Source organism: Klebsiella sp. CN_Kp100, assembly GCF_040065315.1.
GTDB lineage: Bacteria > Pseudomonadota > Gammaproteobacteria > Enterobacterales > Enterobacteriaceae > Klebsiella > Klebsiella oxytoca.
Genome location: NZ_JBEAIJ010000032.1, coordinates 93,979 through 117,240 on the forward strand (window position 1 = coordinate 93,979; position 23,262 = coordinate 117,240).

At 56.5% G+C, this 23,262-nt stretch carries 20 protein-coding genes; 10 read left to right on the forward strand and 10 right to left on the reverse strand.

Going from position 1 to position 23,262, the window contains the following annotated elements; translation table 11 throughout:
* Nucleotides 1-4 precede the first annotated feature (4 nt).
* The 5 genes from spoT to fpr all read left to right on the forward strand — a co-directional run bounded on the left by spoT (nt 5) and on the right by fpr (nt 6,971).
* A complete protein-coding gene (spoT, locus tag ABLV12_RS11265) occupies nt 5-2,125 on the forward strand; it encodes a bifunctional GTP diphosphokinase/guanosine-3',5'-bis pyrophosphate 3'-pyrophosphohydrolase (protein WP_004106928.1) in 2,121 nt (706 codons plus the stop codon).
* Between the two features lie 163 nt (nt 2,126-2,288).
* Nucleotides 2,289-2,978, forward strand: coding sequence for a tRNA (guanosine(18)-2'-O)-methyltransferase TrmH (gene trmH, locus ABLV12_RS11270; protein ID WP_004106929.1), 690 nt, complete (start codon nt 2,289-2,291; stop codon nt 2,976-2,978).
* A 5-nt stretch (nt 2,979-2,983) separates the two neighbouring features.
* Nucleotides 2,984-5,065, forward strand: coding sequence for an ATP-dependent DNA helicase RecG (recG, locus tag ABLV12_RS11275; RefSeq protein WP_004106930.1), 2,082 nt, complete (start codon nt 2,984-2,986; stop codon nt 5,063-5,065).
* A 53-nt stretch (nt 5,066-5,118) separates the two neighbouring features.
* Nucleotides 5,119-6,129: a class II fructose-bisphosphatase gene (glpX, locus tag ABLV12_RS11280; RefSeq protein ID WP_016809637.1), complete on the forward strand. Its 1,011-nt coding sequence runs from the start codon at nt 5,119-5,121 to the stop codon at nt 6,127-6,129.
* A 95-nt stretch (nt 6,130-6,224) separates the two neighbouring features.
* Nucleotides 6,225-6,971 (forward strand): ferredoxin--NADP(+) reductase, encoded by a 747-nt coding sequence (gene fpr, locus ABLV12_RS11285; protein ID WP_064398966.1) that lies wholly within the window; start codon nt 6,225-6,227, stop codon nt 6,969-6,971.
* On the opposite strand, the gene ABLV12_RS11290 is transcribed toward fpr, so the two are convergent.
* Nucleotides 6,972-7,400 (reverse strand): DUF805 domain-containing protein, encoded by a 429-nt coding sequence (locus ABLV12_RS11290; protein ID WP_004106933.1) that lies wholly within the window; start codon nt 7,398-7,400, stop codon nt 6,972-6,974.
* Nucleotides 7,401-7,512: 112 nt separating this feature from the next.
* Here ABLV12_RS11290 and ABLV12_RS11295 point away from each other — a divergent pair, with 112 nt between their 5' ends.
* Together ABLV12_RS11295 and tpiA are read left to right on the forward strand one after the other, a co-directional pair.
* The gene (locus tag ABLV12_RS11295; protein WP_064398967.1) at nt 7,513-8,112 is read left to right on the forward strand and encodes a DUF1454 family protein; all 600 of its coding nucleotides are present in this window, start codon (nt 7,513-7,515) and stop codon (nt 8,110-8,112) included.
* Between the two features lie 108 nt (nt 8,113-8,220).
* Nucleotides 8,221-8,988 carry a triose-phosphate isomerase gene (gene tpiA, locus ABLV12_RS11300; RefSeq protein WP_004106939.1) on the forward strand — a complete coding sequence of 256 codons (768 nt, stop codon included), beginning with the start codon at nt 8,221-8,223 and terminating at the stop codon, nt 8,986-8,988.
* Between the two features lie 105 nt (nt 8,989-9,093).
* On the opposite strand, the gene ABLV12_RS11305 is transcribed toward tpiA, so the two are convergent.
* The 8 genes from ABLV12_RS11305 to zapB form a co-directional block, all read right to left on the reverse strand.
* On the reverse strand, nt 9,094-10,398 hold the full coding sequence (locus tag ABLV12_RS11305; protein WP_023321782.1) for an SLC13 family permease: 1,305 nt from the start codon (nt 10,396-10,398) through the stop codon (nt 9,094-9,096).
* 99 nt (nt 10,399-10,497) lie between these two features.
* Entirely contained in the window at nt 10,498-11,220 is a 723-nt protein-coding gene (locus ABLV12_RS11310; RefSeq protein WP_004106944.1) for a GntR family transcriptional regulator, read from the reverse strand.
* Nucleotides 11,221-11,282: 62 nt separating this feature from the next.
* Complete coding sequence (locus ABLV12_RS11315; protein WP_004106952.1) at nt 11,283-12,323, reverse strand: ADP-ribosylglycohydrolase family protein; 1,041 nt, start codon at nt 12,321-12,323, stop codon at nt 11,283-11,285.
* Between the two features lie 9 nt (nt 12,324-12,332).
* Nucleotides 12,333-13,292 carry an aminoimidazole riboside kinase gene (locus ABLV12_RS11320; protein WP_233678994.1) on the reverse strand — a complete coding sequence of 320 codons (960 nt, stop codon included), beginning with the start codon at nt 13,290-13,292 and terminating at the stop codon, nt 12,333-12,335.
* 10 nt (nt 13,293-13,302) lie between these two features.
* A complete protein-coding gene (locus ABLV12_RS11325) occupies nt 13,303-14,637 on the reverse strand; it encodes an MFS transporter (RefSeq protein WP_064398969.1) in 1,335 nt (444 codons plus the stop codon).
* 266 nt (nt 14,638-14,903) lie between these two features.
* A complete protein-coding gene (locus ABLV12_RS11330) occupies nt 14,904-15,665 on the reverse strand; it encodes a CDP-diacylglycerol diphosphatase (protein WP_070556447.1) in 762 nt (253 codons plus the stop codon).
* Between the two features lie 217 nt (nt 15,666-15,882).
* Nucleotides 15,883-16,872, reverse strand: a complete 990-nt coding sequence (locus ABLV12_RS11335; RefSeq protein WP_004106966.1) for a sulfate ABC transporter substrate-binding protein — start codon at nt 16,870-16,872, stop codon at nt 15,883-15,885.
* Between the two features lie 150 nt (nt 16,873-17,022).
* Nucleotides 17,023-17,268 (reverse strand): septal ring assembly protein ZapB, encoded by a 246-nt coding sequence (gene zapB, locus ABLV12_RS11340; RefSeq protein ID WP_009652751.1) that lies wholly within the window; start codon nt 17,266-17,268, stop codon nt 17,023-17,025.
* A 443-nt stretch (nt 17,269-17,711) separates the two neighbouring features.
* On the opposite strand from zapB, the gene ABLV12_RS11345 reads away from it, so the two are divergent.
* Together ABLV12_RS11345 and glpK are read left to right on the forward strand one after the other, a co-directional pair.
* Nucleotides 17,712-18,563 carry an MIP/aquaporin family protein gene (locus ABLV12_RS11345; protein WP_004106970.1) on the forward strand — a complete coding sequence of 284 codons (852 nt, stop codon included), beginning with the start codon at nt 17,712-17,714 and terminating at the stop codon, nt 18,561-18,563.
* A gap of 21 nt (nt 18,564-18,584) precedes the next feature.
* On the forward strand, nt 18,585-20,096 hold the full coding sequence (gene glpK, locus ABLV12_RS11350; protein WP_348867045.1) for a glycerol kinase GlpK: 1,512 nt from the start codon (nt 18,585-18,587) through the stop codon (nt 20,094-20,096).
* Nucleotides 20,097-20,314: 218 nt separating this feature from the next.
* Here glpK and gltS read toward each other — a convergent pair whose 3' ends face one another.
* Nucleotides 20,315-21,517 carry a sodium/glutamate symporter gene (gltS, locus tag ABLV12_RS11355; RefSeq protein WP_004116504.1) on the reverse strand — a complete coding sequence of 401 codons (1,203 nt, stop codon included), beginning with the start codon at nt 21,515-21,517 and terminating at the stop codon, nt 20,315-20,317.
* 286 nt (nt 21,518-21,803) lie between these two features.
* Between gltS and ABLV12_RS11360 the strand changes: the two genes are divergently transcribed.
* Nucleotides 21,804-23,195 (forward strand): uracil-xanthine permease family protein, encoded by a 1,392-nt coding sequence (locus ABLV12_RS11360; protein WP_004106976.1) that lies wholly within the window; start codon nt 21,804-21,806, stop codon nt 23,193-23,195.
* The last annotated feature ends 67 nt before the right edge of the window (nt 23,196-23,262 follow it).

Consider the following 23,262-nt stretch of genomic DNA (forward strand, 5'->3'; position numbering starts at 1 on the left):
GCCCTTGTATCTGTTTGAAAGCCTGAATCAGCTGATTCAAAACTACCTGCCCGAAGAGCAAATCAAACGCCTTCGGCAGGCTTATCTCGTTGCACGTGACGCTCACGAGGGCCAGACACGTTCAAGCGGTGAACCCTATATCACGCACCCGGTAGCGGTAGCCTGTATCCTGGCCGAGATGAAGCTCGACCATGAAACGCTGATGGCTGCCCTGCTGCACGACGTGATAGAAGATACCCCCGCCACCTATCAGGATATGGAGCAGCTTTTTGGCAAAAGCGTTGCAGAACTGGTAGAGGGGGTGTCAAAACTTGATAAGCTAAAGTTTCGCGACAAGAAAGAGGCTCAGGCCGAAAACTTTCGCAAAATGATTATGGCGATGGTGCAGGATATTCGCGTCATCCTTATCAAGCTTGCTGACCGCACCCACAACATGCGCACGCTGGGCTCATTGCGCCCGGATAAGCGCCGCCGCATCGCCCGCGAAACGCTGGAAATCTACAGCCCTCTGGCGCACCGTTTAGGTATTCATCACATCAAAACCGAGCTCGAAGAGCTGGGCTTTGAGGCGCTGTATCCTAACCGCTACCGCGTTATTAAAGAGGTAGTTAAAGCAGCGCGCGGCAACCGTAAAGAGATGATTCAAAAAATCCTCTCCGAAATCGAAGGGCGTTTGCAGGAAGCGGGAATACCCTGTCGCGTTAGCGGTCGCGAAAAGCATTTGTACTCCATCTACTGCAAGATGGTGCTCAAAGAGCAGCGTTTTCACTCGATTATGGATATCTACGCCTTCCGCGTGATTGTCCATGATTCTGACACCTGCTATCGCGTGCTAGGCCAGATGCACAGCCTTTACAAGCCGCGTCCAGGCCGCGTCAAAGACTACATTGCCATTCCAAAGGCGAACGGCTATCAATCTTTGCACACCTCGATGATCGGCCCGCACGGCGTCCCGGTTGAGGTACAAATTCGTACCGAAGACATGGACCAGATGGCGGAAATGGGGGTTGCGGCGCACTGGGCTTATAAAGAGCACGGCGGCGAAAGCAGTACCACGGCGCAAATCCGCGCTCAGCGCTGGATGCAGAGCCTGCTGGAGCTCCAGCAGAGCGCCGGTAGCTCATTTGAATTTATTGAGAGCGTGAAATCCGATCTGTTCCCGGATGAGATTTACGTTTTCACCCCGGAAGGGCGCATCGTCGAACTGCCCGCTGGCGCGACGCCGGTGGACTTCGCCTACGCGGTGCATACCGATATCGGCCATGCCTGCGTCGGCGCGCGCGTCGACCGCCAGCCATATCCCCTGTCGCAGTCGCTCTCCAGCGGCCAGACGGTGGAGATCATCACCGCGCCGGGCGCTCGTCCGAACGCCGCGTGGCTGAACTTTGTCGTCAGCTCTAAAGCGCGCGCCAAAATTCGCCAACTGCTGAAAAACCTCAAGCGCGACGATTCCGTTAGCCTCGGGCGACGCCTGCTTAATCACGCGCTCGGCGGCAGCCGCAAGCTGGCCGAAATTCCGCCAGAGAACATTCAGCGCGAACTTGACCGTATGAAGCTGGCAACGCTTGACGATCTGCTGGCCGAAATTGGCCTCGGTAACGCCATGAGCGTCGTCGTAGCAAAAAACCTGCAGCAGGGTGAAACCACAGCCGTGCCTGTACAGCCGGCGCCTGTCGGCCATAACCATCTGCCGATTAAAGGCGCGGATGGCGTGCTGATCACCTTTGCCAAGTGCTGCCGTCCGATTCCCGGCGACCCGATTATTGCGCACGTCAGCCCGGGCAAAGGCCTGGTGATTCACCACGAGTCCTGTCGTAACATTCGCGGCTACCAAAAAGAGCCGGAGAAATTTATGGCGGTTGAGTGGGACAAAGAGACGGCGCAGGAATTTATCACCGAAATTAAGGTGGATATGTTCAACCATCAGGGTGCCCTGGCGAATCTTACCGCCGCAATCAACACCGCCTCTTCCAATATTCAAAGCCTGAATACGGAAGAGAAAGATGGCCGCGTTTACAGCGCCTTTATTCGCCTCACCGCGCGCGACCGTGTGCATCTGGCGAATATTATGCGCAAAATTCGCGTCATGCCGGATGTGATAAAAGTCACCCGTAACCGAAATTAGCTCTGACACAAAATCATTCGAATTGCATCAAGGCGGCAAGCGAATGACAAATCTGCCAGGAGCAGATTTGAACGCTGCTTACAGCGGCTCCGTAAGGGGCGAGGCCCAGGGATGGGCCGAGTAATCCGCAGCGATTAAAGAGTCATTCGAAGGATGAAGTGTAATGAATTTACAGCGTTATGCGCGTATCTGCGAGATGCTCGCCAGGCGTCAGCCTGACCTGACGGTCTGCATGGAGCAGGTCCATAAGCCTCATAACGTCTCTGCGATTATTCGTACCGCAGACGCCGTTGGCGTGCATGAAGTGCACGCCATCTGGCCCGGTAGCCGTATGCGTACCATGGCCTCCGCAGCCGCAGGCAGCAATAGCTGGGTGCAGGTGAAAACCCATCGTACTATTGGCGATGCCGTCACGCATTTAAAAGGCCAGGGCATGCAGATTCTGGCAACCCATCTCTCTGATAACGCCGTTGATTTTCGTGAAATCGACTATACCCGCCCCACCTGTATCCTGATGGGCCAGGAGAAAACCGGCATTACTCAGGAAGCGCTGGACCTGGCGGATCAGGACATCATTATTCCGATGATTGGCATGGTGCAGTCGCTGAACGTTTCCGTCGCCTCGGCGCTTATTCTGTATGAAGCCCAGCGCCAGCGGCAGAACGCCGGCATGTATCTGCGCGACAACAGCATGCTGCCGAAAGAAGACCAGCAGCGTCTGCTGTTTGAAGGCGGCTATCCGGTGCTGGCGAAGGTCGCAAAACGTAAAGGTCTACCCTACCCCCACGTCAACGAGCTGGGCGAAGTCGAAGCCGATGCCACGTGGTGGGCCACTATGCAGGCTGCAGGATAAAAACGATGCAAGGTCGCCTGTTAGATGCCGTCCCCCTTAATACCCTAACCGGCGTTGGCGCGGCACAGAGCAGCCGACTGGCGAAAATCGGCCTGCACACGGTGCAGGATCTGCTTCTGCACCTGCCGCTACGCTACGAAGACCGCACCCATCTGTATCAAATCGGTGAACTGCTGCCCGGCGTTTACGCCACCGTTGAAGGCGAAGTTCTTAACTGCAATATCACTTTCGGCGGCCGCCGGATGATGACCTGCCAGATAAGCGACGGCTCCGGCATCCTCACCATGCGCTTTTTTAACTTCAGCGCAGCGATGAAAAATAGCCTGGCAACCGGGCGTCGCGTGCTGGCCTACGGAGAGGCGAAGCGCGGTAAGCACGGGGCGGAGATGATCCACCCGGAATATCGGGTTCAGGGTGATATGAGTACCCCTGATTTACAGGAAACGCTGACCCCGGTTTATCCCACCACCGAAGGCATCAAGCAGGCTACGCTGCGTAAGCTCACCGACCAGGCGCTGGAGCTGCTGGAAACCTGCGCTATCGCCGAGCTGCTGCCGCCGGAGCTGGCGCAGGGGATGATGAGCCTGCCTGACGCCTTGCGTACGCTGCATCGCCCGCCGCCCTCTTTACAGCTTAGCGAGCTGGAAAGCGGCAAACATCCGGCTCAGCGACGCTTAATCCTGGAAGAGCTGCTGGCGCATAACCTCAGCATGCTGGCGCTGCGGGCAGGCGCTCAGCGCTACCACGCTCTCTCGCTCAGCGCTAACGACACGCTAAAAGACAAGCTGCTGGCCTCTCTCCCCTTTACGCCGACCGGCGCGCAGGCGCGCGTCACGGCTGAAATCGAGCGCGATATGGCGCTGGACGTGCCAATGATGCGTCTGGTGCAGGGGGATGTTGGCTCCGGTAAAACCCTGGTTGCCGCGCTGGCCGCCCTGCGCGCCATCGCGCACGGCAAGCAGGTGGCGCTGATGGCGCCGACAGAACTGTTGGCTGAGCAGCATGCCAATAACTTCCGCAGCTGGTTTGAACCGCTGGGCGTTGAAGTAGGCTGGCTGGCGGGCAAACAAAAAGGCAAAGCGCGCCTGGCGCAGCAGGAGGCTATCGCCAGCGGACAGGTGCAGATGGTGGTCGGTACCCACGCCATCTTTCAGGAACAGGTCCAGTTTAACGGCCTCGCGTTGGTGATTATCGACGAACAGCATCGTTTCGGCGTCCATCAGCGGCTGGCGCTATGGGAGAAAGGCCAACAGCAGGGCTTTCATCCGCACCAGCTGATTATGACCGCGACGCCGATTCCGCGGACCCTGGCGATGACCGCTTATGCCGATCTCGACACCTCGGTCATCGATGAACTGCCGCCGGGCCGTACGCCGGTTACGACGGTAGCCATCCCGGATACCCGCCGCAGCGATATTATCGACCGGGTACGGAACGCCTGTACTCACGAGGGTCGCCAGGCCTACTGGGTTTGTACGCTGATTGAAGAGTCGGATCTGCTGGAGGCCCAGGCGGCGGAAGCCACCTGGGAAGAGCTGAAGCTGGCGCTGCCGGAGCTGAATATCGGCCTGGTGCACGGGCGCATGAAATCTGCCGAGAAACAGGCGGTCATGAGCGCGTTCAAGCAGGGCGAGCTGCATCTACTGGTCGCCACCACGGTAATTGAGGTCGGCGTGGACGTGCCTAATTCCAGCCTGATGATCATCGAAAACCCTGAGCGTCTGGGGCTGGCTCAGCTGCACCAGCTCAGAGGGCGCGTCGGGCGCGGTGCGGTGGCCTCACACTGCGTGCTGCTCTATAAATCGCCGCTTTCTAAAACCGCGCAGAAGCGCCTGCAGGTTCTGCGCGATAGCAACGACGGCTTCGTCATTGCCCAGAAAGACCTGGAAATTCGCGGTCCCGGCGAGCTGCTCGGCACGCGCCAGACCGGCAACGCTGAATTCAAAGTCGCAGATTTAATGCGCGATCAGGCCATGATCCCCGAAGTTCAGCGCATCGCCCGTCATATACACGAAAGATATCCTCAGCAGGCCCAGGCGCTTATCGAGCGCTGGATGCCGGAAACCGAACGCTATTCCAACGCGTAGCGCGCACGTTATCCGCCACGCTGCGCATAATTTTTTATTCAGATGAGTGGATTATGAAACGAGAACTGGCCATCGAATTTTCGCGCGTCACCGAAGCCGCCGCGCTGGCAGGCTATAAATGGTTAGGCCGTGGTGATAAAAACACCGCCGACGGCGCCGCCGTCAACGCCATGCGCATTATGCTCAACCTGATCAACATCGACGGTACTATCGTGATTGGCGAAGGCGAAATCGACGAAGCGCCGATGCTATATATAGGCGAACGCGTCGGTACCGGCAACGGTGATGCGGTAGACATCGCCGTCGATCCCATTGAAGGCACCCGCATGACGGCGATGGGCCAGGCCAACGCGCTGGCGGTGATGGCGGTAGGCGATAAAGGCTGTTTCCTGAACGCGCCGGATATGTACATGGAAAAGCTGATTGTCGGTCCGGGCGCGAAAGGCACCATCGATCTGAACCTGCCGCTGGCGGAAAACTTGCAAAACATCGCCCGCGCGCTGAATAAGCCGCTAAGTGAATTAACCGTTACCATCTTAGCCAAGCCGCGCCATGACGAGGTCATCGTTGAGCTGCAAAAACTGGGCGTGCGCGTATTCGCTATTCCCGACGGCGACGTTGCCGCCTCTATTCTGACCTGCATGCCGGATAGCGAAGTTGACGTTATGTACGGTATCGGCGGTGCCCCGGAAGGGGTCGTTTCAGCGGCGGTGATCCGCGCGCTGGACGGCGATATGCACGGTCGTCTGCTGGCGCGCCACCACGTTAAGGGCGACAGTGAAGAGAACCGCCGCATCGGCGAGAACGAGCTGGCACGCTGTCAGGCCATGGGCATCGAAGCAGGCAAAGTGCTGCGTCTGGACGATATGGCGCGCAGCGACAACGTCGTTTTCTCGGCGACGGGCATCACCAAAGGCGATCTGCTGGACGGTATTACCCGTAAAGGTAATATGGCCACTACCGAAACCCTACTGATCCGCGGTAAATCCCGCACTATCCGCCGAATTCAGTCGATTCATTATCTCGATCGCAAAGACCCGGATATCCAGCTACACATCCTGTAAAACATTTGATCAATAGAGCTTTCCAGCCTTTTCGGGCTGGAAATCTGCTCTCGTCGCGGTGAAGATACGCTAACAGGATTGAGAGGAGAGACGCTATGGCAAACTGGGTTACAGGCAAAGTCGTAAAAGTTCAAAACTGGACGGATGCACTGTTTAGCCTCATCGTTCACGCACCGGTTGAACCGTTCACCGCAGGGCAGTTTGCCAAACTGGGGCTGGATGTCGACGGTGAACGCGTGCAGCGCGCCTATTCCTACGTCAATGCCCCCAGTAATCCCGATCTTGAGTTCTACCTGGTGACGGTTCCGGAAGGCAAACTTAGCCCACGGCTGGCGGCGCTGAAGCCGGGCGATGAAGTGCAGGTGGTCAGCGAAGCGGCCGGCTTCTTCGTGCTCGAAGAGGTGCCGGATTGCGACACCCTGTGGATGCTCGCCACCGGCACGGCGATTGGCCCGTATCTGTCAATTCTCGAAGAAGGGAAGGACCTGGATCGTTTTAAAAATCTCGTACTGGTGCACGCCGCGCGCTATGCCGCGGATCTCAGCTATCTGCCGCAGATGCAGGCGCTGGAGGCGCGCTATGCGGGCAAGCTGCGCATCCAGTCGGTCGTCAGTCGGGAAACCGCGCCGGGCATGCTCACGGGACGTATCCCGTTCCTGATTAAAACCGGCGCGCTGGAAGAGGCCGTCGGCCTGCCAATGAACACCGAGAGTAGCCACGTCATGCTGTGCGGTAACCCGCAGATGGTGCGCGACACTCAGCAGCTGCTGAAAGAGACCCGGCAGATGAGCAAGCATCTGCGCCGCCGACCGGGTCATATGACCGCCGAACACTACTGGTAATCAGGGTTCCGCTTTCCAGCGCACGTCCAGCGTCTCTTTGCCAAACTTATTTGCCCCCTGGGTGCCGACAAACGCCCCCAGGTCGATAAGCATCATCACGATAATCAGCGTCGGTATAAACCGCCCGACGCCCCACTGCCAGACGCCCGGCAGCATCGACCAGTTCCCCGCCAGCAGCATCCACGCCAGAATCATCAGTAGCGCCCAGAGGCCGGATTTCCCCCGATCGTGCAGACGTTTAATGGTCACCGCCGCCGTCGGCCACAGCAGGCATACCAGAATAAACGCCGCGGTCTGTAAGTTGAGTAGGTTGCTGCCAGCCAGCGTGAACAGCGCGCTCATGGTCGCAATCCAGATAGCAATCCAGATCCAGAAGTCGCGACGTCCAATCCGCCCTTTAATTGAGAATAGCCACTGCTGTAGGGTCATGTTTTATTCCTTATCATCATCACCGACGTAGTTTACCCTGAAGGCGTGACTTTTTGACAAGCGTGACGGTTCTCGTTTTAATCGTCGGCAGACAAAAAAAGGAAACATGGGCATGAAGAAGTGGGCAACTTTATATTTAATTGGGCTGACGGCGCTATCCGTCGGCCAAAATGCGTTGTCCGCCGAGCCTGACTCCGCCGCTACGGCGCCCTATCTTCTCTCCGGCGCGCCGGTGTTTGATATCTCCATCAGCGCGTTTCGGGAAAAATTCAATACCGATAACCCGAAGCTTTTGCTCAATGAGTTTCGCGCCGTCGCCTCCAGTAAAGACCAGGCGAATTTGACCCGCGCCGCCACCAGGATCAACGACAATCTTTATGCCTCGACCGCGCTTGAGCGCGGTACGCTTAAAATTAAATCGATGCAGATAACCTGGCTGCCGATTCAGGGGCCGCAGCAGAAAGCGGCGAAAGCCCGGGCCCTCGAGTATATGAGCGCCGTCATGTGCGCGTTCGTGCCGACGCTCAGCCAGGCGCAGAGCCAACAGAAGCTACAAAAGCTGCTGGCCGCCGGAAAAGGCAAACGGTACTTTTCGGAAACCGAAGGCGCGGTACGCTATGTGGTGGCGGACAACGGCGAAAAGGGGCTGACCTTCGCTGTTGAACCGATTAAGCTGGCGCTATCTGAAACGCTGGAAAACAACAATAAATGACAAAAAGCAAAGCCTTTCCAGTGATGAATCTCTATACTGTTTCACAGACCATGCTGCCCGCGGGGGCGGCTATATTCCTTAATTCGCTTTAAAGCGTGGAGAATAAAAATGCGACATCCTTTAGTGATGGGTAACTGGAAACTGAACGGCAGCCGCCACATGGTAAACGAACTGGTCGCGAACCTGCGTACCGAACTGGCAGGCGTTACCGGCTGTGCAGTTGCCATTGCTCCGCCTGAGATGTACATCGACCTGGCTAAACAAGCCGCTGCCGGCAGCCACATTCACCTGGGCGCGCAGAACGTTGATCTGAACCTGTCCGGCGCATTCACCGGCGAAACCTCTGCCGAAATGCTGAAAGACATCGGCGCTGAATACATCATCATCGGCCACTCCGAGCGTCGTACCTACCACAAAGAGTCCGACGAGTTTATCGCTAAGAAATTCGCGGTACTGAAAGAGCAGGGCCTGATCCCGGTACTGTGCATCGGTGAAACCGAAGCGGAAAACGAAGCGGGCAAAACCGAAGAAGTGTGCGCACGTCAGATCGACGCCGTTCTGAAAACCCAGGGCGCGGCGGCGTTCGAAGGCGCGGTTATCGCTTACGAACCGGTATGGGCGATCGGTACCGGCAAATCCGCTACCCCGGCTCAGGCTCAGGCAGTACACAAATTCATCCGCGATCACATCGCGAAAGCCGATGCGAAAGTGGCTGAACAAGTCATTATCCAGTACGGCGGTTCCGTTAACGCGGGCAACGCAGCAGAACTGTTCACCCAGCCGGACATCGACGGCGCGCTGGTTGGCGGCGCATCCCTGAAAGCGGACGCTTTCGCGGTAATCGTTAAAGCAGCAGAAGCCGCGAAAAAAGCGTAATTCGCTTTACAGGCACTCCCCGGTCGCGCTTCGCAACCGGGGAGTGCCTGGTAGCCCGGACAGGTGCGCAGCGCCGCCTCCGGGAAAATCCCCGAACGAAACAGGCTACAGTTTGCCCAACGCCTGATACCACAGATAGTCCAGCGGCAGCAGAATTAAATAGCTCACCGCCGCCAGCGCAATACACAGCAGCATTCCCGCCCGTGCAGGTACTTTCCCTAGCCCCATCGCCACTACAATCGGTGACGCCTGATACGGCAACAGCGGCGTGGAGTATCCCAGCACCTGAATCATAATCACGCTCAGCAGCGGGAAGCCGGTCGCATCGGAGAAGCTCTGTGCGAAAGTGGTATACAGCGCCGGTACGCCGTTCGCGGTCATAATAAAGTTTAGCGCGCTGGTAATACCGGTCAGCGCGAGAAAGCTGGTAAACGGGCTATCTTTATCCAGCGGCATAATCTGCAGCAGGGCATTCCCCACCACACCGCCGATCCCGGTCTGGGTCACGGTGATAGCCAGCCCCAAAATTCCGGCGACGTAAATACAGGTGCGGATGTTCACGCCGCTGGAAAACTCCTCGCCGCTGATAAAACCGACTCGCGGCAGCAGCGTTATCACCGCCGCCGCCAGCCCCGTCCAGGCTGGCCCTATGCCGTGCCAGCTCTCCGTCACCCAGAGCGTCAGCACCACGACCAGCAGCCAGGCAAGGCGCTTCTCATCGCGGCTCATCGGCGGCAGCGGCGACAGATCGCGCGGCGGATGCGGTTTCCCCGGGAACAGCCAGCATATCAGCACGATCAGCGCCGCCCCCTTGAGCCAGCCGAGCACCGGCGTATGCAGCAGTAAATAGGGCAGATAATTCAAATGGATACCATACGATCCCTCCGCCGCGCCGCTCATCACCAGATTCGGGACATTGGCGGGCAGGATGGTGGCAGACAGCTGGAAGGTCCCGAACCCTACCGCCAGCGCCAGGCCAAACCACGGGCGCGTCCCCTCTTCAATACCGGCACGCCTGGCCATTGCCGCCACAATCGGCATCAGCAGCGCGATGCGCCCCATATTGGACGGCATCACAAACGCCAGCGCATAGCTGAGCAGCACCACGCTGCCGACCATCAGCGGCCAGGAATCCGTCAGACGCGACGAAAGCGCCCGTGCCGCCCTGTCCGCCAGCCCGGTTTTGCGGATAGCGATCCCCAGCACAAAGCCGCTGAACACCAGCCAGAATGCCGACGACGCGAAGCCGCCGAAAATCACCTCCGGCGGCGCGATTTTAGCGATCATCGCTGCGGCAAAAAACAGCAGCGCGGTCATAAACTCCGGCAGGAGCGATGTCGCCCAAAGCAGGATAGTGAGGCCAACGATAATTGAAGGAAGGAACAGAGGATGGGACAACCAGAGCGACATACCTGTCTCCTGTCGGTTTTTTCAGCAAGAATACGACGGACAACAGGGCAGGTAAACGCCAGATATAGTGGGGGTTATGACAACTCTGGTGCGGGCAGATTAGTGATAATGAATTTCGCCAAAGTATTCCGACAGCACGTAATAGCGGCAATATTCGAAAGGGCTGTTATGCCCGGCCTGAAACGTCTGTCTGGCGACGGATAATAGTGGTTTATTCGCCGCAATCTGCAGCTTTTCGCACAGGTCGGCGGAAGGTAAGATCGCCTCCACCTTTTCAGTCGCCGAGTCACTGGTGACGTTTAATAGCGAATAAAGCGACGTATGTTCCAGCGCCTCTGGCGTGAGCTGCAGATTGGGAAAGAAGCTAAGATCGAGATAGATCTTTTCATGGTTAAACGGGCGATTGTTCAGGCAACGAATACGCGAGATATAGAGATAATGATGATGGGCGGGCAGGCTCAAACCATCTGCCTGAGCGTCACGCGCGCGACGCGGCGCGATCTCAAGAATACGGTTCTCTATCTCGACGCTGGCATCCTGAAGATCGCTGGTAATGCCGCGAAACGTGTGGCCGTAGCTTACTCCCTCCGGCACAGAGCACACTACCGATCCGCTTCCGCGCTGGGACGAAATAATGCCCGCATTGATTAATTCGCTCCAGGCCTGTTTAACCACGATGAGCGAGACGTTATAGGCTCTGGCAACCTCTTTTTGCGTCGGCAGCTGGCTGCCTAACGGCAAGGACCCATTCTGAATCTGCTGACAGATGATAAAAAATAGTTGCTTATAAAGCGGAGTAAAGCTCGTTTTATCAACCTGCAAACTGCGCACCTCACGTCTTCGCCAGCAGGGGACGTTTTACCGTCCCCGGCAGGGTGAATTCGCTACCCTGCGATTTGCCTGGCCAGTTGTGCCAAATCGAAATGATTCATACGATCCACGGTCGTTAAATAATCGGCGGGAAAAGCCTCCACGCCATGGAATGCGCCGGAAATCGCTCCAACCATGGTAGCGACAGTATCAGTATCATTGCCGATATTAACGCCGGAGATAATAGCATCTACGGCAGAATTCGGACAACACGCGAACAGGCCAAAGGCCGCCGGTACGGCTTCGCTGACGTGCAGCCCGGAACCAATAATATCGGCAAGTTCCACCACCGCCGTTTCCCAATGACGATGCCGTTGACCGATAGCCACGGCCAGTTCGATGCGTCGGGCAACGGATGGGCCTGCCACCATCATCGCCCCTTGATCCTGCGCCAGCAGATAGCCTCTTTGCGCGCCATAAATACCGGCGGCAATAATGGTGTCCGCATTGGTCTGCGATCGTAACGCTTCGCTGGTTGCCGCCGCCATCGCCGCTGCGCCGGACATCGCCAGCACGTTATTATGCGTAAAGCGGCAAATCTGCAGCGCGCAGTGAATCGCCGCATCAATATCTCCCGGATGCAGTACCGCCGCAGGCCAAATCTTCATGGCGGCGCCGTTGGTGGCTTCCGCGTTTCCCTTATTAATAATCTGTACCGACTGCTTTTCGCCTTCAAGATCACCCTGCAAAGAGGCGCGATGGTCATTGAATATCGCTTTCATTGCCGCACGCGTTGTCGGGCCGGTAAAGTTGGCGTAGTAAGGGTAATCCAGCCACTGCTGAAAGGCTTCGCGCATCGCCTCATCGCTGACCTGGCGCTGGTGGCGCAGCAGCGCGTCCATAATGTATTTCGCCTGAATAAAATCATCCGTGCACATACCCGCTTCGTTACAGCGACCAAACGTATCCGCTGGCGGTTTTTGAAAGGTCGTCACCCAGCCGCCGAAATAGTCCTTAATTTGCTGCTGAGTCCGTACTTCCGTCGCCGCGCCCATCGCGTCCGCGGCGGCGGCACCCACCAGGCATCCCAGTATTTTGTTTTGATCAACGTGCATGATGACTCCTTATTTCACGGTCATGGCTTGTGCCAGCGAACGGCTGGACAGAAAAGTATTGAGCTGGTCGGGAAACGGCAGAGCAGTCATTGCCCCTTTTGCCGTCACCGCCATCGCTCCGCAGGCGTTGGCATTGCTGATCGCCTCCGCCAGCAGGGCATGATTCCAGTGGTTTTCGCGGGAAAGCGTGAACAGCAGGCCGCCAACAAAGGCATCACCGGCTCCGGTGGTATCGACGACCTCCACGCGCGGGGCAGGAAAAAGGAACTCTCCCTCGGCGGTGATGAGCAACGCCCCTTCGGCCCCCAACGAAATGATGGTGGTATCGCAGCCCAGATCGCGCATGTAATACCGCGCATCCTGCCAGTGGCTGGCGCCGCTCAGCTGACACAGCTCATCTGCCGAGACTTTGCAGATAGACGCCAGCGCAGCGGAGCGGGCGATCAGGTCAGGGATCTCAGCGGCATTGCGCCACATCTTGCTGCGCAAGTTGACATCAAACAGAACGTAGCCGCCGGCCTCCCGCATTCTTCGCGCGCCCTCAAGGCATGCCTCGCGAGCGGGGCTGTCGGTGAGACCAATGGAGCTAAAGTAAAACCATTCGTATTTTCTGAACGTCGGCAGATCCTGAGGTGAAACGTAGGTATCAGCCCCCGGATGTACCAGATAGGTAAAGCTGCGCTCGCCGTCAGCCGTCAGATTGACGATCAGTACCGCGCTGGTCAGGCTCGCATCCAGCCGCAGCGAAGAGACATCGACGCCGTTATCCTGAAAAACCTGGCGCAGGAAACGCCCGGCGTCATCGTCGCCAAGGCAGCCGATAAAACCGCACGTTCCGCCCAGCCTGGCAACGCAGACCCCCACGTTCGCCGAAGCGCCTCCGGGACATTTCAGGTAGCTGTTCTGTTTTTCCGGTACCAGGTCTACGGAGGCGTCGCCGATCGCCCAAACCTTATTCATGGCATTCATTTACGCCTCCTTATGCCTGTTTTTGCGCAAGGGCTAGCTGAATATCACGATAATATTCGTTATTAATCATATACTTTTTCATAAGCAGCCCAACCGCAAGATGGAAAAGTGCCGGAATGAGCGTCATCATCAGCGCAATACCGGTGAGCGAACGCGCGCTCTGTTCAACGTCGGCCTGATAGCCAAAGTGGCTCAGCAGAAATCCCAGTACGCCCCCCGCGATCCCCATACCAAACTTCTGGAAGAAGAGGATGCCGCCAAACGCGAGGCCGGATACCCGCAGCCCGGTTTTCTTTTCGCCATAATCCACCGCTTCGGCGATAGAGGACCAGAACACCGGCATTTGCATATCGCAGAAGAAATTAATAAGAAAATAGAACGTAAATGCCAGGATAAGATTTTCACGCCCGACGAAGAAATACATCAGCGCGCTTAGTACAAAGGTAATAATCTGGGTGTAGCGGAACATCTTAATCTTATCCCAGAATTTAGTTATCCAGGTGGTGGCGATCATCGCCAGAATAGAGGCGACAACACCGGTAGTCAGAAAAGGTGAAATCAGGCTATCGCCGCCATTAAGATAATATTTGGCATAATAGGCCGCGACGGAACCGCGAATAACGTAACCGCACATCAGCAATAAAATAACAACCCCAAGAATAATCCACTGATCGTTACGTAACAGATACTTAAACTGCTTCCCTACCGATAGCGAAGTAATTTCCGGCTCGCTACGTTCACGAGTGGTGAGAAAACAGAAGATAAACAGCAGGGCCCCCATCGCGCCCATTAGCCCCATAGAAAACTGGTAACCCAGGGCCTTGTTGCCCTGCCCAAGCCAGACGGCAAGCATCGGGACGACAATAGTCACCAGAAAAGCGGCAATTTTGGTCATCACAAAGCGATAGCCGTTTGCGCTTAGCCGTTCCACGGGATCGCTGGTAATCACGCCAATCATCGAGATATAGGGAATAGTGATAGCGGTATAGACCAGGGTCATCAGAATATAGGTGCCATAGGCCCACGCCAGCTTAGCCATATAAACCATATCAGGCGTGATAAACATTAAATAAACGGCGAAGCCAAAAGGGATGGCAAACCACAGCAGCCACGGGCGATAGCGTCCCCAGCGCGTATTCAGCTTATCGGTAAGAACGCCCATGGCCGGATCGATAATGGCATCGATCATCCGCACAACCACGAAAAGTACGCCAACATCAGCGGCGCTCAGGCCGTAGATATCGGTATAAAAATAGGCGAGAAGCAGCTGCATGGCGATGATCACAACGTTTATCGCCATATCTCCTGCGCCGAAGCCGATTTTTTCCACGATAGAAAGTTTCATGTTGATATTCCTTTACGCTTAGCCGCGCAAATAGAGGAAACAATTAATGATGTCACTACATGAAATAAAAACGTTTTTATAAATAAGCCGCCTGTCCGACACGCAATGGAGGCTATGAAGAGAGTGTAACCATCCTCAAAAAGATATAAAGGTATACCTTTATATCTTTTGATCGGTTTCACATATTTTTATGCACCCGATCCTACCCCGGCGTTAAACCGGGATAAGAATCAAGGAGATAATGAATGGCGGGAACGTAAAGAAAATTAACGGGATGTCAGAATGGCGCAGCTATGGTCCTGAACCTCTTCTGCCGATGCGCGATTCAGCGTCAGCAGGTTACGCTCGGTTGCCAGCAGCAGCAGCGAGCCGTCGCTCTGCTTCGCCATCGCCAGCGCGAAACGGCCCATATGTTCTCGCGCTTCCGGCACCTCTTCAGCCAGCATCAGGAACGGACTGCGCTGCGCCAGTTCGGTTTCGGTTACGCGGCGCGCCAGATATTCATGGCCCATGAGCCCACCGGGCAGCGGTAACCAACGGCTGCTGATAGCGGCAGCCTGGCTATCCAGCTGATGGCGCACATCAGGTCGCAGGCAGGAGATATGAATATGGAAATGATTTTGCGTGCGTCCGCTGCGCGAGTTGATGGCCAGCGAGACCGCCTCATCCGGTACGGCAGAACCACGGTGCTGGCTCATGATTTCGCGTCCCTGCCAGGCCTGCCAGAAGAAGTTCGGCGTCAGCGGTTCAAGCAGCAGCGGGCTTTCAGTGCCGTTGATACGGTAGGTTGGCATCAGCAAATACTGCAGCGGGCCATTGCGGTCCTTAAACAGGACATAGCCGCCCTTCAGGTTCACTTCCGCGCAGGGCGCGGGATTGTGATTCTGCTGTTGATGAGGGACGCACTGTTGCAGAACAATGTGACGCAACGCGTCACGGTTGCCGGAATGAAGCCAGTAGTAGCCGCCAGCCATCGCCGCCACAACCACTACCACCAGCGCTAAAAAAAGGTGTCGTACTCTTCGCATTATTTTTTCCTGTCTCAGCCAGAAACGGAAGAGTAGCGCAGTTTGATGACCAAATGAAAACGAGAGGAGGTGCGGTGAGTTTTGCCGGAAGCGGTGCTTAACGCGCCTGAGCGGGCTACCAGACTACTCTGCCCCGGGTCGCGGCTTATGCCTTACCCGGGCGACAAGCGTTGTCGCCCCGCTACGCGCAGCGCGAGCGGGGATAAGGAGAGGCTATTTAACGCTGGTTGATCTGGTCAAAGGTGCCGCCGTTGGAGAAGTGCTCTTTCTGCGCTTTAGTCCAGCCGCCAAACACGTCATCGATGGTGAACAGCTTCAGTTTCGGGAACTCATCCGCGTATTTTTTCGCGATTTCTGGGTCACGCGGACGATAGAAGTTCTTCGCCGCAATCTCCTGGCCTTCCGGCGAGTAGAGATACTTCAGATACGCTTCCGCCACCTGGCGAGTGCCCTTTTTGTCGACCACTTTATCCACCACGGAAACGGTCGGCTCGGCCAGAATCGATTCGCTCGGGGTGACGATCTCGAATTTGTCTTTACCCAGTTCGTTGGTCGCCAGCAGGGCTTCGTTTTCCCAGGCAATCAGCACATCGCCGATCCCGCGTTCCACAAAGGTGTTGGTCGAACCGCGGGCGCCGGAATCCAGTACTTCGACGTTCTTAAACAGCGCTTTTACGAACTCCTGCGCCTTAGCCTGGTCACCGTTATTCTGGTGCAGGGCATAGCCCCAGGCCGCCAGATAGTTCCAGCGCGCGCCGCCGGAGCTTTTCGGGTTCGGGGTAATCACCGACACGCCCGGTTTGATCAGGTCGTTCCAGTCATGAATCTGCTTCGGGTTACCTTTACGTACGAGGAACACGATGGTTGAGGTATACGGCGCGGAGTTATCCGGCAGACGCTTTAGCCAGTTTTTGTCGATTCGTCCACGCTCGGCGATCGCATCGACGTCATAGGCCAGCGCAAGGGTCACCACATCGGCTTCAATGCCGTTGATCACCGAGGTCGCCTGTTTGCCGGAGCCGCCGTGTGACTGACGAATCACCACGTTGTCGCCGGTTTCTTGCTTCCAGTGCGCGCTGAAGGCTTTGTTGTACTGTTCGTACAGCTCGCGCGTCGGATCGTAAGAAACGTTTAATAGCTGAATGTCTTTTGCCAGAACGCTGGCGGATGCCAGCAACAGAGTTAACCCCACGCCCCACTTATTCATCGCACCGCTCTCTTTATGTAGTGTTGTGATGGATTAAGCGTGCCAGAAAGCAGACTGATGATTAAAGAATAAAAAAAGATTGGCTATAACTTGTGAGTATATAGAGCGAGGTGAGTTTGCCTCCTCCCGAACGGGAGGAGGCGGGAAGCATTAGACTTCTTCCATACGGCCCAGCAGCGCCTGCAGACGATCCTGCCAGCCCTGCTGCTGTTCTTTAAGCTGACCGTTTTCACGCTCAAGCTCTTCACGGCTATGCTGGGCGCTCTGTACTTCCTGCGCCAGCGTATTGTTCTTTTCTTTCAGCTCTTCGATTTCCATCTGTAACAGAGTGATGGTATCAATCGCCTGCTGAACTTTAGATTCTAATTTCTCAAACACTTCTAATGACATCGTCATACCTCTCCTGAACTTGCAAGGCGTTGATAGAAACCGTCCGTTTCGTATACGCGTTGACGCCTTAACGAAAATTAGCGCACTACAGTGGTGATGTAGTCGATTGTATGAAGCCCCGCCGCCCCTGTCCAGCGACAACCCGCGTAGATTGCGGTTTGCAACACTTTTCAGTCTTTACCTGGTCCGTTCGCCGCTTTTACCCGGTACTTTTTCGTAATTGTTAATCACCTCGTTAAAAAAATGAGCGGTGAAACGCTCCCGCAAATGACCGAACACGCGTTTATGGCGCGAAAACGCTCATTTTCTTGACGAGGCACACACATTTGAATTTCGATATTTCTCGTTTTTGTTCGTTAACGATAAATTAACACTATGCCTACATGGCAGCGTGGTCGCCTGCGACCTTCACACATACAATAATCATCACTTCGCTTCAGGATTCGATTATGAGCCAAACATCAACACTAAAAGGCCAGTGCATCGCAGAGTTCCTCGGTACCGGGTTGTTGATCTTTTTCGGCGTTGGGTGCGTCGCTGCGCTTAAGGTCGCGGGAGCCAGCTTCGGTCAGTGGGAAATCAGCATCATCTGGGGTCTGGGCGTCGCCATGGCGATTTACCTGACCGCAGGGGTTTCCGGTGCGCACCTTAACCCGGCGGTGACCATCGCGCTGTGGCTGTTCGCCTGCTTTGACGGTCGTAAAGTTGTTCCTTTTATCATTGCGCAATTCGCTGGCGCCTTTTGCGCTGCGGCTTTAGTTTACGGGCTTTATTACAATCTTTTCTTCGATTTCGAACATACCCACAATATGGTGCGCGGTAGCGTCGAAAGTCTTGAGCTGGCGGGTATTTTCTCTACCTATCCAAACCCGCATATCAATTTTGTGCAGGCCTTCGCGGTAGAAATGGTGATTACCGCTATCCTGATGGGCGTCATTCTGGCGCTGACCGATGATGGCAACGGCGTGCCGCGCGGCCCGCTGGCGCCGCTGCTGATTGGTCTGCTGATCGCTGTCATTGGCGCATCCATGGGCCCGCTGACCGGCTTCGCCATGAACCCGGCGCGTGATATCGGACCGAAAGCCTTCGCCTGGCTGGCAGGCTGGGGCAACGTCGCCTTCACGGGCGGCAAAGATATTCCTTATTTTCTGGTGCCGCTGTGTGCGCCAATCGTCGGTGCTGCGCTGGGCGCATTCTGCTACCGCAAGCTGATTGGCCGCCACCTGCCTTGCGACACCTGCGTCGTTGAAGAGAAAGAAGCCGCATCTCCCTCTACGACACAACACAAAGCTTCGCTGTAATCTGACTACGGGACTCATACTATGACCGACAAAAAATATATCGTAGCGCTCGACCAGGGCACCACCAGCTCCCGCGCCGTGGTAATGGATCACGATGCCAATATCGTCAGCGTCTCTCAGCGAGAATTCGAACAAATTTATCCGCGTCCAGGCTGGGTTGAGCACGACCCGATGGAAATCTGGGCATCGCAAAGCTCTACGCTGGTTGAAGTGCTGGCAAAGGCCGATATCAGTTCCGATGAAATCGCCGCGATCGGCATTACCAACCAGCGTGAAACCGCCATCGTGTGGGAGCGCGAAACCGGTAAGCCGATTTATAACGCCATCGTCTGGCAGTGCCGCCGTACCGCCGAGATCTGCGAACAGCTCAAGCGCGACGGCATGGAAGAGTACATCCGTAAGGCAACTGGCCTGGTGGTTGACCCCTACTTCTCCGGAACCAAAGTGAAGTGGATCCTTGACCACGTCGAAGGTGCGCGCGAGCGCGCAAAACGCGGCGAGCTGCTGTTCGGCACAGTAGACACCTGGCTTATCTGGAAAATGACCCAGGGACGCGTTCACGTTACCGACTACACCAACGCCTCGCGTACCATGCTGTTCAATATCCACGAACTGGACTGGGACGACAAAATGCTCGACGCGCTGGATATTCCGCGCGCCATGCTGCCGGAAGTGCGCAAATCTTCCGAAGTGTACGGCCAGACCAACATCGGCGGTAAGGGCGGCACGCGTATTCCGATCGCCGGCATCGCGGGCGACCAGCAGGCGGCGCTATTCGGCCAGCTGTGCGTTAAAGAGGGGATGGCGAAAAACACCTACGGCACCGGCTGCTTTATGCTGATGAATACCGGCGAGAAAGCGGTGGCATCAACGCACGGCCTGCTGACGACTATCGCCTGCGGCCCGCGCGGTGAAGTGAACTATGCGCTGGAAGGCGCGGTATTTATGGCGGGCGCCTCCATTCAGTGGCTGCGCGATGAGATGAAGCTGATTAGCGACGCGTTCGATTCCGAATATTTCGCCACCAAAGTGAAGGATACCAACGGCGTGTACGTGGTTCCGGCGTTTACCGGGCTTGGCGCGCCTTACTGGGACCCGTATGCCCGCGGGGCGATCTTCGGCCTGACCCGCGGCGTCAATTCCAACCATATTATTCGCGCCACGCTGGAATCGATCGCCTATCAGACCCGCGACGTGCTGGAAGCGATGCAGGCTGACTCCGGGATCCGTCTGTACGCCCTGCGCGTTGACGGCGGCGCGGTCGCCAACAACTTCCTGATGCAGTTCCAGTCCGATATTCTCGGCACCCGCGTAGAACGCCCGGAAGTCCGCGAAGTCACGGCGCTGGGCGCAGCCTATCTGGCCGGTCTGGCGGTGGGCTTCTGGCAGAATCTGGATGAGCTGCAGGAGAAAGCCGTTATCGAGCGCGAGTTCCGTCCGGGAATTGAAACCACCGAGCGTAACTATCGCTACAGCGGCTGGAAGAAGGCGGTAAAACGCGCGCTGGCGTGGGAAGAGCACGACGAAGCGTAAGATTGTTGAGGTATTCCCGGCTGGCGGCGTAAACGCCTTAGCCGGGATACAACCCGCAGACCGCACACCCCGTAGCCCGGCTAAGCGCAGCGCGAGCCGGCGAGAAGCCACGCCGAGTCATGAATCCCGGAGTATCCCCGGGTTGCGGCGTATACGCCTTACCTGGGCTACAGCCCGCAGACCGCATAATCCCGTAGCGCACCACCTCCGGGTTTTTATCAGCCAAATACCGGCAACAGCAGATAGAGCTTAATCACCAGCGCGTTAACGATATCGATAAAGAACGCCCCCACCATCGGCACCACCAGAAACGCCATATGCGACGGACCGAAACGATCGGTAATCGCCTGCATATTGGCAATCGCCGTCGGCGTCGCGCCGAGGCCGAAACCACAGTGGCCGGCGGCCAGCACCGCGGCATCGTAGTTTTTACCCATCATTCGATAGGTCACAAATACCGCATACAGCGCCATTGCTATCGTCTGCACCGCCAGAATGGCAATCATCGGCAGCGCCAGCGACGCCAGCTCCCACAGCTTCAGGCTCATCAGGGCCATCGCCAGGAATAGCGACAGGCTGACGTTACCCAGCACCGACACCGCGCGGTCGAATACGCGGTACAGGCCAAGTGCTGACAGGCTATTGCTGAGGATAACGCCGATAAACAGCACGCAAACGAAGGTAGGCAGTTCGAATACGGTCCCCGCCAACAGTTGCGCAACGATCTTCCCTACCGTCAAACAGATGGCGATCAGCGCGATGCTCTCAATCAGCACCAGCGACGTGATCATGCGCCCCATATCCGGCTTTTCAAACGCGGTCGGCGCGAGCTGATCGTCCGGCGTGCCGTCCGGTGATGAAGAGTGTTTGACCAGATAGCGCGCCACCGGCCCGCCGATCAGGCCGCCAAGAACGAGACCGAAGGTTGCGCAAGCCATAGCCACTTCGGTGGCGTTGACAAAGCCATAGCGCTCAATAAACAGTTTACTCCACGCCGCGCCGGTACCGTGGCCGCCGGAAAGGGTAATCGAACCGGCCAGCAGCCCCATCAGCGGGTCGAGGCCCAGCAGCTTCGCCATGCCGATACCGAGGGCGTTTTGCAGCAGCAGCAGCCCCACCACCACGATCAGGAATGTCCCCACCACTTTGCCGCCAGAGCGCAGGCTGGCGAGGTTGGCATTCAGGCCGATAGTGGCGAAGAAAGCCAGCATCAGCGGGTCTTTCAGGCTCATATCGAAATCAATTTCGATATCCATGCTTTTCTTTAATACCAGCAGCGCCAGAGCGACCAGCAGACCGCCCGCAACGGGCTCAGGAATGGTGTATTTCTTCAGGAAAGGGACGGTTTGAACGAGTTTTCTACCTAGTAGCAACACTAATGTTGCGGCAACGAGCGTCGATAAGGTATCGAGATGAAACATAAAAAGAGCTCCTTATAGGCGCATGATCCATTCACACGCGACGAAATTCCCGGTGTCGATTGCTTCTCATCATGAGTAATCGGGAAGGGATTTTAAGCAGAAGTACGGAAAAAAGGACAGGAAAAGATATTTTGTAGGGATAATGATGCGATCAAGCATACAAAATGTTAATAAATATTTGACACCTATTCCCTGCATAAATATTTGCCGCTAAAGAGTGGCAAACGTTTGCTTTTGGTCTACAGTCCGATAAAATCCCCGCTTTGCCACCTTTGGGATTGTTGTGATGTCCGTTAACACCGCAGAATCAGAAAATGCGCAACCGGTTGCGCATAAGCAAACCAGCGAATTAATCTACCGCCTTGAAGACCGCCCGCCGCTACCGCAAACGCTGTTCGCCGCGTTCCAGCACCTGCTGGCGATGTTTGTCGCGGTTATCACTCCGGCGCTGTTAATTTGTCAGGCTCTGGGCCTCCCGGCTCAGGATACACAACACATCATCAGCATGTCCCTGTTCGCCTCCGGCGTGGCATCCATCATTCAAATTAAAGCCTGGGGCCCGGTGGGTTCTGGTCTGCTTTCGATTCAGGGCACCAGCTTTAACTTCGTCGCTCCGCTGATTATGGGCGGAACCGCGCTGAAAACCGGCGGCGCCGATGTTCCGACCATGATGGCCGCGTTGTTCGGCACCCTGATGCTGGCCAGCTGCACGGAGATGGTTCTCTCGCGCGTTCTGCATCTCGCCCGCCGCATAATCACTCCGCTGGTCTCCGGCGTAGTGGTAATGATTATCGGCCTGTCGCTGATTCAGGTTGGCCTGACCTCCATCGGCGGGGGCTATGCCGCCATGGCCGACCACACCTTCGGCGCGCCAAAAAACCTGCTGCTGGCGGGGATCGTGCTGGCGCTGATTATTATCCTTAACCGCCAGCGCAACCCGTATCTGCGCATCGCTTCGCTGGTTATCGCGATGGCGGCCGGATACCTGGCGGCATGGCTACTCGATATGCTGCCGACCAATACCGCACCGACGGAAAGCAGCCTGATTATGGTTCCCACGCCGCTGTACTACGGGCTGGGCATCGACTGGAATCTGCTGCTGCCGCTGATGCTGGTGTTTATGATTACCTCGCTGGAAACCATCGGCGATATCACCGCCACCTCTGACGTTTCCGAGCAGCCGGTTTCCGGCCCGCTATATATGAAGCGTCTGAAGGGCGGCGTGCTGGCCAACGGTCTGAACTCGTTTGTTTCGGCGGTATTCAACACCTTCCCGAACTCCTGCTTTGGCCAGAACAACGGCGTGATTCAGTTGACCGGCGTCGCCAGCCGCTATGTTGGTTTTGTGGTCGCGCTGATGCTGATCGTGCTCGGCCTGTTCCCGGCGGTGAGCGGCTTCGTGCAGCATATTCCTGAGCCGGTGCTCGGCGGCGCAACGCTGGTGATGTTCGGCACCATTGCCGCCTCCGGCGTGCGTATCGTCTCCCGCGAGCCGCTGAACCGCCGCGCGATCCTGATTATCGCCCTGTCGCTGGCCGTCGGCCTTGGCGTTTCCCAGCAGCCGCTGATCCTGCAGTTCGCCCCTGACTGGCTGAAGAATCTGCTCTCCTCCGGTATCGCCGCCGGCGGTATCACGGCGATTGTTCTGAATCTGATTTTCCCGCCAGAGAAAAACTGATCCTCTCTGATGCTCCGGCCGCGCAACGTCGGCTGGAGCGCAAACATCATCAACCTCACATCATCTC